We start from the raw sequence: 8,930 nt of genomic DNA on the forward strand, positions 1-8,930 counted from the left end.
GAAACTGTCCGCACCGCGCCCCGCCGACGACGGCACCCGTGATCCACGCCCACCGTCGCAGCGCCGCGCGGATGCCCTGACCGAGGTGGTACGCCGGTTCCTCGGCGCCGGTCTGACGGGTGACGAGGCCGGCGAACGCCCACACCTGACGGTGGTGATCCGAGAACGCGACCTCCGCGAACAGGGCGTGCACATTCGGTCGGAAGACGGTGCAACCGAGGACACCAGAGACAGCGACAAACACAGCGACAGACACAGAGACAGCGACAGACACGGCGGCATACGTGTGCCCTGGACACCGTGGGGAGGAACCCTGTCGATCGCGGCTGCCCGCAAGACCGCGTGCGATTCCGACGTCACCCCGGTGGTGGTCGACGACGTGGGGGTACCGCTCGCGATGGGCCGCACCACCCGCCTGGTCACAGCCTCGCAGCGACGGGCACTGCGGGTGCGGGACCGTGGCTGCGCCTTCCCGGGGTGCGGGGCANTTCGTGCACCACAGCGGCTGGACCATCGACATCCACGACGACGACAAGATGCCCTGGTTCACGCCACCACCGACACCACAGGGGCCGAGCGAACCACTCCCGGCACACCGCAATTCGATACCGCTACTCGCGTGACACCCGGGAGGATCAGACCGCGGGCACCGTCTCGCGTTGGCGTTCGCGCACGACACGCAGACCCGATACGGGCAGCGCACGCAGGCGCTCGACGCGGGCGCCCACTCGCCGCGCCAGCCTCGGATGGCGCGGATAGATCTCGTCTGCCAGGCCCATCTTGGCGTGGTGGAACCGGTGCACGGTCTCGACCGTGAATCCGCCGTCGCGCACGGGACTTCCGGGGATCGACTGCGGCTCGCTCACCACCCAGTTCGAACCCGAATCGACGAGCGAACGATGCTTCGTGGCGTAGTAGTCACGCCTGCCACCGAGCGCCGTGCCGCTCGCGCCGATCGCGGCGGCGACGAGGTGCGGGTGGAACCGGGTGCTCGCCCATACCTGGCCAGGGCGCGCAGGCAGACCCCGGCGCCACACGTCCGTGAACGGCACGAAGCACGCCTCGGGGATCTCGTGCTCGATTCGGTCGAACACCACCCGGTCGGTGCCGGGCATGCCCTCGACCACGGCGACGTCCCGGCCGTCGACCCCCCACGCCCGCAGGACGTCGGTGACTGTGGTGACGAGTGCATCGAGGCCACCGCCGCCCGCGAAGTCGTCCATGAGGTCGCTCTGCACACACAGCACGAAATCTCGTTCGAGCGCAACGGCTTCGGAATCGTAGGTGTCGTGGTCGGCAATCGCGAGCCACGCGTCGTCGCCCGTGGACCGCACGCGCGACGCGTCGCCTGCCGCGAGTTGCGAGGGTGTGTCGCGGACGTCGAACATGTCGAAGCGGTCGACCAGTTCACGCAGCAGCGGCAGCCCACCGGGCACGACAGGGAAGAGCCCCTGTCCTGTTGCGACGAGCCTGCCGCCGCCCTTCTCCGCTGCGGCACATGCCGCCACGAGCAGCGTGATGTGGTGCGGCCACACCGAGTTGAGGTACCCACCGCCGAGGAAGTGCACAACGTCCGCGCGGATGAGCATCTCGATACCGGTGACCATGCGGCACAGCACGCCGGGGTTGTCGATCGCGCTCTGGACGAACTCCGCGCCTTCGGCGAGTTCCATATCCCGTGTGGCGTCGCACATTCGCCAGATCGTGTCGACGAACACCACCCGAGGGTGGAAGTCCGAATGCAGCACGGCCGCCTGCCCCGGAGTGTGACAGTCGACGACGACGTCGGCGTCGGGACGCCGCTCGGCGAGGTAGCGCAACCAGCCGCGGAGGATGAACTCGTCGCCGTAGTTGGGCGCCCCGCTGGGAGCCACCAGGTAGATCAGCTCGCGCTCCCGGACCTCACTGCCACGCCGACGCGGGAGAGGAAGCATCGTGGTCCCCTTTGTCGTGCGGCCGGGTTTCGCCCGACACAGTAACCCTGATCCGGACGAATCGCGCAATCGCCACTCCGGAAAGTGTCCTGGCATACTCGCGGCGTGACGAACGACCAGGCCCGACCCGTGTGCGGAGACGTGACGATGCTCGACCGTCCGGTGTACGAGTCGCTGCGCACCCGGCACGCGCATCTGGCCCGCCGGGTCGGTCATGCCGTCACCTACGACCCCGCGGTCGCGACCTTCGCCGCGGTGGATCCGGTACCCGGGCCACAGCGATGGACCGACCTGGCCTGGCTCCTCGGCGACGGCTCGCTCGCGGACATGTTCAGCGCGGCCGACGTCCCGCCGGCCGGCTGGGCTCCGGTGTTCGAACTCGACGGGCTGCAACTGCTCGGCCCCGCACTGGTACCCGACTTCCGTCTCGACGGTCGCGGCACACTCGTCGAACTGGGCCGCGAGGACGTGCCGGAGATGCTCGACCTCGTCGAGCGGACGCAGCCGGGGCCGTTCCGGCCACGCACCCACGAGCTCGGCACCTATCTCGGGATTCGTGTGGACGGCGTCCTGGTGGCGATGGCGGGCGAGCGTCTCCGGCCGCCGGGTTTCACCGAGATCAGCGCCGTGTGCACCGCCCCGGAAGAGCGTGGACACGGACACGCGTCACGGCTGGTCGGTGCGCTCGTGGCGCGCATCGACGCGCGCGGAGAGCGCGCCTTCCTGCATGCCGTCGAGACCAACACCTCGGCCCTGCGGCTCTACGAACAGCTGGGCTTCCGCACGCGCACACGCGTGACCTTCCGGGGTTTCCGCATCCCGTGATCCGCGGGCGGGCCGTCAGAACGAGCCCATGTCGGCGGACAGCCAGCGTGTCGGCTCGAGTTCGATGCGCACCGTTTCGCCGTGGTCGCCCGACGCGAACTCGACGTACTGATCGACCGCCTCGGCAGGCAGGTAGCGCACGCTGAGCTCGCGCAGCATGTCGACCGTGCCCGGGACGCGGGACGCGACGGTGCCCTCGACCGTCACGTACCGCACCGACGGCGTGAGTACCTCGACCATGAGGCTGAATCGGCCCGCCGCGCGGATCAGGCGATCCTTGACCGAATCGGTACCGGTGAGGATCCACGGCCTGCCACCCGGCGTGTACTGGTACCAGATGGGGACGACGAGCGGCGGCTCGCCGGCGTCACGGGCAACCGCGAGCGCCGCGACCAGCGGTTGAGCCAACAGTTCTTCGCGTGCTTCGACGGCCATACCCATGAGACGACGGTACGCACACGACCCGACGCCGATCTCGAATTCGCGGTTATCGGAGTGCCCCGAGATCGCCGGACAGCCAGTGCTCGGGTTCGAGATGGATGACGACCTCTTCCGCACCGGCCGTCGACGCGACGAAGCCGTCGACCTTTTCCGGCGGGAGATACCGTGCGGCGAGCGCTCGGGCCGCGTCCTCGCTGCCGGGCTCGAGCAATGCCACCGGGCCCTCGACGCTGACGTACCGATAGGTGGGCTCGGTCTGCTCGACCATGAGGGTGAACCGGGTGGCCGCCGCGATCGCCCGCGCCTTGAGCGAACCGGCCCCGGTGAGGACCCACGGCTTGCCGCCCGGCTCGTAGTGGTACCAGATCGGGACCACGAGCGGTCCGCGGCCGCGCGGGTCGGTGACCGCCAGCGCCGCAATGTGTGGGCGAGCGAGGAACTCTTCGCGTTCGTCGCGGGTCAGAGCCATGACGACCAGCGTAGATGCGGTGCCTGTGCCACGAGCGCGGCTTCCATAACGATTCAGGACTCGCGCACGACGTCGTCGGCGACCTTGTCGTCGCGGACACCACGCCAGCTCGGGTGCCGCAGTCGGTCGGCGTCGGTCCATTCGTAGTACCGCACCTCCCCGACGATCTTCGGAGTCACCCAGACCGCGTCCTTGGCGTCGGCGCGCGGGACGTCGGTGTCGAACGGGCTGGTCTTACGTTCGAGCGGGGTGAGCAGGGACGCGAGGTGGTCGAGGTCCTTCTCGGTGAATCCGGTGCCGACCTTGCCGATGTAGTCGAGCCGGCCGTCGGGGCCATGGATGCCCATCAACAGTGCACCCAGTGTGTGCGACCGCGCGCCCTGGCCACGGGTGAACCCGCCGATGATCACTTCCTGCGTGTGCCAGTTCTTGATCTTGAGCCACGTCTTGGCACGCTTGCCCGCGAGATACACCGAGTCGGTGCGTTTCGCGAGAATGCCCTCCCAGCCCTGCTCGCGACTGTGATCGTGCGCCTGCTCGGCGGTTCCCTCGAGTCGCGGCGGCACGTCGAGACCGCCGCCGGCCTTGGCGGCGAGCGCTTCGAGCACGCGGCGCCGGTCCTCGTAACTCTTGCGCAGCAACGACACTCCGTCGAGGTACAGGATGTCGAACACGAGATAGGTCGGCTCGCCGCCGTTCTGCAGCTTCTGGAAGCTCGTGACGCCCGTCGCGTCGTACGCGACGACCTCGCCGTCGAGCACGACGTCGTGTCCGGCCAGAACATCCTTCAAGGCAGCGAGTTTCGGAAAGTCGGGCAACCTGTCGCGGCCGATCCTGCTGAGCAGCGTGAGGGTGCCGTCGTGCAGTTCGGCCAGGATGCGGATCCCGTCCCACTTGCCTTCGAACGCCCAGCGTTCGTCGTCGACGTCGCCCAGCGAGCCCGGCGTCGCGAGCATCGGTCGCAGATCCGTAGGAAAGGCCTTGTCACCCACCGGGGTCGACGGTTCGTCGGCCCCCTTCGATGCCGACTTCGACGTGTCCCCCTCCGGCGGGTTCTGGTCCTTCATCCGGTGGATGAGCCATTGGTCGCCGTTCGTCTGGATGAGGGCGTAACGACCCTGTGCGCGTTCGCCTTCGAGATAGACGATCACTTCGTCGTCGCGCCACTTCTCGGTGACATAGGTGCCCGAATCCCAGATCTCGACGGTGCCACCGCCGTACTCGCCCTTCGGGATCGTGCCCGCGAAGGTCGCGTACTCGAGCGGATGGTCCTCGGTGTGCACCGCGAGATGGTTGCCCCGCGTCGACGTCGGAACCCCCTTCGGCAGCGCCCACGACACCAGCACACCGTCACGCTCGAGCCGGAAGTCCCAGTGCAGACTGCTCGCGTGGTGTTCCTGCACGACGAAGGTGTCTCCGCGGCCGACCGCAGGGCGCGACACCGGTACAGGCTCCGGGGTTTTCGACGCATCCCGTTTGCTCCGGTAGGTGTCGAGGGGGTCCTTCGCGTCCAGGGACGGGTCGAGTGCGGCGAGGATGTCGCCGTGCTCGTCGACGCGGCGCAGGACCTCGTCGTAGCCGAGCTGCGCGAGCTTCGGGTCGTCGAGTTCGTCCCATGTGCGGGGTGCCGCGACCCAGGGATGCGTGCGGCCGCGGAGCGAGTACGGCGCGATCGTGGTCTTGGCCGGGTTGTTCTGACTCCAGTCGAGGAACACCTTGCCGCCGCGTGCGGCCTTCGCCATCGTCGCGGTGACGAGTTCGGGCATCGTCCTCTGCAGGCCGGTCGCGACCTCTTTCGCGACCGCGGACGCGCCGCCCGGTTCGAGTGCGCGGTCGAGCGGCACGTACACGTGGATGCCTTTGCTGCCGCTCGTGACGGGGTAGGCGTCCCAGCCGAGGTTCGCGACGAGATCGCGGATCGCCCGCGCCACCTCGGCGCACCGGGTGAGCCCGACGCCCTCACCGGGGTCGAGGTCGAACACGAGCCGCGTCGCGGGCCCCCGCTCCCCCGTCAGCGCACCCTTGCCGTCGGTCTCGAACCGCCATTGCGGCACGTGCAGTTCGAGCGCTGCCTGCTGGCCCGCCCACGCGAGCCCGGCGACACCGTCGAACACGGGATAGCGCACGGTGCGCCGCGAGATCGTGACGTCGTGCGTCTCGATCCATGCCGGCGCCGACTGGGGCAGGTTCTTCTCGAAAAACGGTTCCGCGGCGACGCCGTCGGGCCACCTCTTCCTGGTGACCGGGCGCCCGGTCAGGTGCGGCAGCATGACAGGCGCGACGGCGGTGAAGTAGTCGATCACCTGGCCTTTCGTGGTCCCCGTCGCCGGGTACATCACCTTGTCCAGGTTGGTCAACGACAGCCGCCGACCGCCGATCTCCACGTGCTCGGAGTCGTGCCTCGTCGCCATGTGCCGCCTCCGCACCCGATGTCCGTCGGTTTCCGGAACTCACCGCCTCAGGGTCATTGTGCGACGCCGACCGGGGTGGATGGGGCGGGATGCGACCGGAGGGTCAGGCGTAGAGCTCGACGAATGTGGCGAGTGAACGGTCGATGTCGCCCTCGAGGGCCTTCGCGACGCCCTTGCCGATGGGACCGAACAGTGGCGCGCCACCGAACTCGACGGTGAACACGATCTCCGACCCGTCGCCCTTGTCGCGTACGTCGAGAACGAGGCCCAGCTTGACGCCGCCCTTGCCCTTGCCCTCGAGCACGAGGTGACGCGGCGCGTCGTACTCCTTGATGACCCAGTCCACCCGGTTGCGCAGACCCTTGACGCTCACGACGGACGTGAGCCTGGTGCCGGCCTCCAGCGTGGCCGGCAGGTCGCCGCGCCAGCCGTCGTGCACGGTGAACCACTTGTCGAACGACTCGAGGTCGGACGCGCTGTCCCACGTCTGCTGGGGCGTCAGGGGAACGTCGGTCTTCGCTGTGAGTTTGGCCACCGCGGCAGCATAACGCACGGGAGCGGCGCCGAACGCGCCGCTCCCGTGGGTTGCTCTGTCATGCGGATGTCAGTGCGACACAGCCTTTTCCACGCCGACACCAGTGAGTGAACGAACCTCCATCTCGGCCCGCTTCTCCGCGCTCTCCGCGCGCCTGCCGCCGATGTAGGTGCCGACGATACCCAGCACGAACGCGAGCGGGATCGACACGATGCCGGGGTTCGACAGCGGGAACCACGAGAAGTCGACACCGGGGAACATCGACGACGCCGAGCCCGACACGGCGGGCGAGAACACGATCAGCGCCAGGCAGCTGATCAGGCCGCCGTAGATGCTGAACAGCGCGCCGGTCGTGTTGAACCGCTTCCAGAACAGCGAGTACAGCAGGGTCGGCAGATTCGCCGAGGCCGCGACCGCGAACGCGAGGGCGACCAGGAATGCGATGTTCTGCCCCATCGCGAGGATGCCGAGGACGATCGACACGATGCCGATCACGACGACGGTGATGCGCGAGACCCGCACCTGCTCTTCCTCGGACGCCTTGCCGTGCTTGATGACGCTCGCGTAGATGTCGTGCGCGAACGACGCGGATGCCGTGATCGCGAGACCGGCGACGACCGCGAGGATCGTGGCGAACGCGACGGCCGAGATGATCGCGAGGAACAGCGTGCCGCCCAGTTCGAACGCGAGCAGCGGCGCCGCGGCGTTCTCCTTGCCGGGGGCGGCGAGGATGGCGTCGGGGCCGACCATCTTCGCCGCGCCGTATCCGAGGACCAACGTGAACAGGTAGAACGCGCCGATCAGACCGATCGCCCAGGTCACCGAGCGTCGGGCTTCCTTCGCCGTCGGGACGGTGTAGAAGCGCATGAGCACGTGCGGCAGGCCCGCGGTACCGAGCACGAGCGCGATGCCGAGCGAGATGAAGTCGAGCTTGCTCATGCTGCTGATGCCGTACTTCGCGCCGGGCGCCAGGATGTCGGTGTTCGCGACCGCCGCATTGGACGAGCCGCTGATCGCGGTCTGCGCCTGCGCGAGGAGCGTCGAGAAGTTGCCGCGCACCGCGAACAGCACGAGGAAGAACATGATCGCGGCACCCGCGATGAGCAGGACGGCCTTGACCATCTGCACGTAGGTGGTGCCCTTCATGCCGCCGATCAGGACGTACGCGATCATGAGCGCGCCGACGATCGCGACGACGACGGCCTGCCCGGCCTTGCCGTGGATGTCGAGCAGGAGCGCGACGAGACCACCCGCACCGGCCATCTGCGCGAGCAGGTAGAACAGCGACACCGCGAGCGTCGACAGTGCCGCCGCCATACGCACCGGGCGCTGCTTGAGCCGGAAGCTCAGGACGTCGGCCATCGTGAAGCGGCCGGTGTTGCGCAGCAGCTCGGCAACGAGAAGCAGTGCGACGAGCCACGCGACGAGGAAGCCGATCGAGTAGAGGAAGCCGTCGTATCCGTAGATCGCGATGGCGCCTGCGATACCGAGGAAGGACGCGGCCGACAGGTAGTCGCCTGCGATCGCGAATCCGTTCTGCGGGCCGGAGAACTGGCCGCCGCCGGTGTAGAAGTCGGAGGCCTTCTTGGTGGTGCGGCTCGCGCGAATGACGATCGTCATCGTGACGATGACGAACAGCACGAAGATCGAGATGTTGAGCAGGGGGTTGCCGACGTCGGCCCCCTGGGCGAGCACGGTCATCGTGCACCCTTTCCGTTCGTGGTGCCCTTGCTGTGTGCCGTGCCCTCGAGCTCGTCGCGGATGTGCGCCGCGCGCGGGTCGAGGTCACGGTTGGCGAAGCGCACGTACAGGCCCGTGATGACGAAGGTCGTGACGAACTGGCCCAGGCCCAGGATGATGCCGACGTTGATGTTGCCGACGACCTTGGTGGCCATGAAGTCGTGCGCGTACGTCGCGAGCAGCACGTACAGCAGGTACCAGGCCAGGAAGAACGCCGTCATCGGGAACACGAAGCGCCGAAACCGGTGCTTGAGATCCTGGAACTCGGGGCTGGCCTGCATGTCGAGGAATGCCTGCCCGTCGGGTACACGCCGGTCGGGCGGTACTACCGGGTCGGTGGTCGTCACGGCGGACTCCTTGGTCGCGTGTCAATAGTGTTCTGTCACGCCGAACGCTATTGAGACCTGAGTCACACGGAAAGGGTGTGCCCCGGGTCACACGCCGAAAATGTCGGGTTCTGCGCCGAACGGTGTTCCACGAGCGACGAGCGGACGCGCCCGCCCCGTGCGTGAAACAGGCGTACGGAGACTCTGTGCTGTCTACGTAGATGTGAGACACGGGTGTCTACGTAGATG

At 68.0% G+C, this 8,930-nt stretch carries 8 protein-coding genes and 1 pseudogene; 2 read left to right on the plus strand and 7 right to left on the minus strand.

Going from position 1 to position 8,930, the window contains the following annotated elements:
* Positions 1 to 76 precede the first annotated feature (76 nt).
* Positions 77 to 397: pseudogene (locus HCA44_RS21145) on the plus strand (hypothetical protein); the annotation flags it as partial.
* 238 nt (positions 398 to 635) lie between these two features.
* Here HCA44_RS21145 and HCA44_RS21150 read toward each other — a convergent pair.
* The gene (locus HCA44_RS21150; protein ID WP_240945699.1) at positions 636 to 1,934 is read right to left on the minus strand and encodes a polysaccharide pyruvyl transferase family protein; all 1,299 of its coding nucleotides are present in this window, start codon (positions 1,932 to 1,934) and stop codon (positions 636 to 638) included.
* Positions 1,935 to 2,081: 147 nt separating this feature from the next.
* Between HCA44_RS21150 and HCA44_RS20580 the strand changes: the two genes are divergently transcribed.
* Positions 2,082 to 2,759 (plus strand): GNAT family N-acetyltransferase, encoded by a 678-nt coding sequence (locus HCA44_RS20580; protein ID WP_169651202.1) that lies wholly within the window; start codon positions 2,082 to 2,084, stop codon positions 2,757 to 2,759.
* A 15-nt stretch (positions 2,760 to 2,774) separates the two neighbouring features.
* On the opposite strand, the gene HCA44_RS20585 is transcribed toward HCA44_RS20580, so the two are convergent.
* The 6 genes from HCA44_RS20585 to HCA44_RS20610 all read right to left on the minus strand — a co-directional run bounded on the left by HCA44_RS20585 (position 2,775) and on the right by HCA44_RS20610 (position 8,702).
* Positions 2,775 to 3,200, minus strand: coding sequence for a pyridoxamine 5'-phosphate oxidase family protein (locus tag HCA44_RS20585; RefSeq protein ID WP_169651197.1), 426 nt, complete (start codon positions 3,198 to 3,200; stop codon positions 2,775 to 2,777).
* Positions 3,201 to 3,246: 46 nt separating this feature from the next.
* The gene (locus HCA44_RS20590) at positions 3,247 to 3,669 is read right to left on the minus strand and encodes a pyridoxamine 5'-phosphate oxidase family protein (protein ID WP_169651198.1); all 423 of its coding nucleotides are present in this window, start codon (positions 3,667 to 3,669) and stop codon (positions 3,247 to 3,249) included.
* A gap of 53 nt (positions 3,670 to 3,722) precedes the next feature.
* Positions 3,723 to 6,080 (minus strand): ATP-dependent DNA ligase, encoded by a 2,358-nt coding sequence (locus tag HCA44_RS20595; RefSeq protein ID WP_169651199.1) that lies wholly within the window; start codon positions 6,078 to 6,080, stop codon positions 3,723 to 3,725.
* Between the two features lie 103 nt (positions 6,081 to 6,183).
* The gene (locus HCA44_RS20600) at positions 6,184 to 6,615 is read right to left on the minus strand and encodes an SRPBCC family protein (RefSeq protein ID WP_169651200.1); all 432 of its coding nucleotides are present in this window, start codon (positions 6,613 to 6,615) and stop codon (positions 6,184 to 6,186) included.
* Positions 6,616 to 6,684: 69 nt separating this feature from the next.
* The gene (locus tag HCA44_RS20605) at positions 6,685 to 8,316 is read right to left on the minus strand and encodes a cation acetate symporter (RefSeq protein WP_169651201.1); all 1,632 of its coding nucleotides are present in this window, start codon (positions 8,314 to 8,316) and stop codon (positions 6,685 to 6,687) included.
* Positions 8,313 to 8,702 carry a DUF485 domain-containing protein gene (locus HCA44_RS20610; protein WP_346764831.1) on the minus strand — a complete coding sequence of 130 codons (390 nt, stop codon included), beginning with the start codon at positions 8,700 to 8,702 and terminating at the stop codon, positions 8,313 to 8,315. Before HCA44_RS20610 ends, HCA44_RS20605 begins: the two co-directional genes overlap by 4 nt.
* Between the last annotated feature and the right edge of the window lie 228 nt (positions 8,703 to 8,930).

The organism is Rhodococcus sp. HNM0569, assembly GCF_012726205.1.
GTDB lineage: Bacteria > Actinomycetota > Actinomycetes > Mycobacteriales > Mycobacteriaceae > Rhodococcus_F.

Coding starts and splice junctions, on each gene's coding strand:
- HCA44_RS21150 (WP_240945699.1), bottom strand. CDS start 1,934: ATGCTTCCTCTCCCGCGTCGGCGTGGCAGTGAGGTCCGGGAGCGCGAG.
- HCA44_RS20580 (WP_169651202.1), top strand. CDS start 2,082: ATGCTCGACCGTCCGGTGTACGAGTCGCTGCGCACCCGGCACGCGCAT.
- HCA44_RS20585 (WP_169651197.1), bottom strand. CDS start 3,200: ATGGGTATGGCCGTCGAAGCACGCGAAGAACTGTTGGCTCAACCGCTG.
- HCA44_RS20590 (WP_169651198.1), bottom strand. CDS start 3,669: ATGGCTCTGACCCGCGACGAACGCGAAGAGTTCCTCGCTCGCCCACAC.
- HCA44_RS20595 (WP_169651199.1), bottom strand. CDS start 6,080: ATGGCGACGAGGCACGACTCCGAGCACGTGGAGATCGGCGGTCGGCGG.
- HCA44_RS20605 (WP_169651201.1), bottom strand. CDS start 8,316: ATGACCGTGCTCGCCCAGGGGGCCGACGTCGGCAACCCCCTGCTCAAC.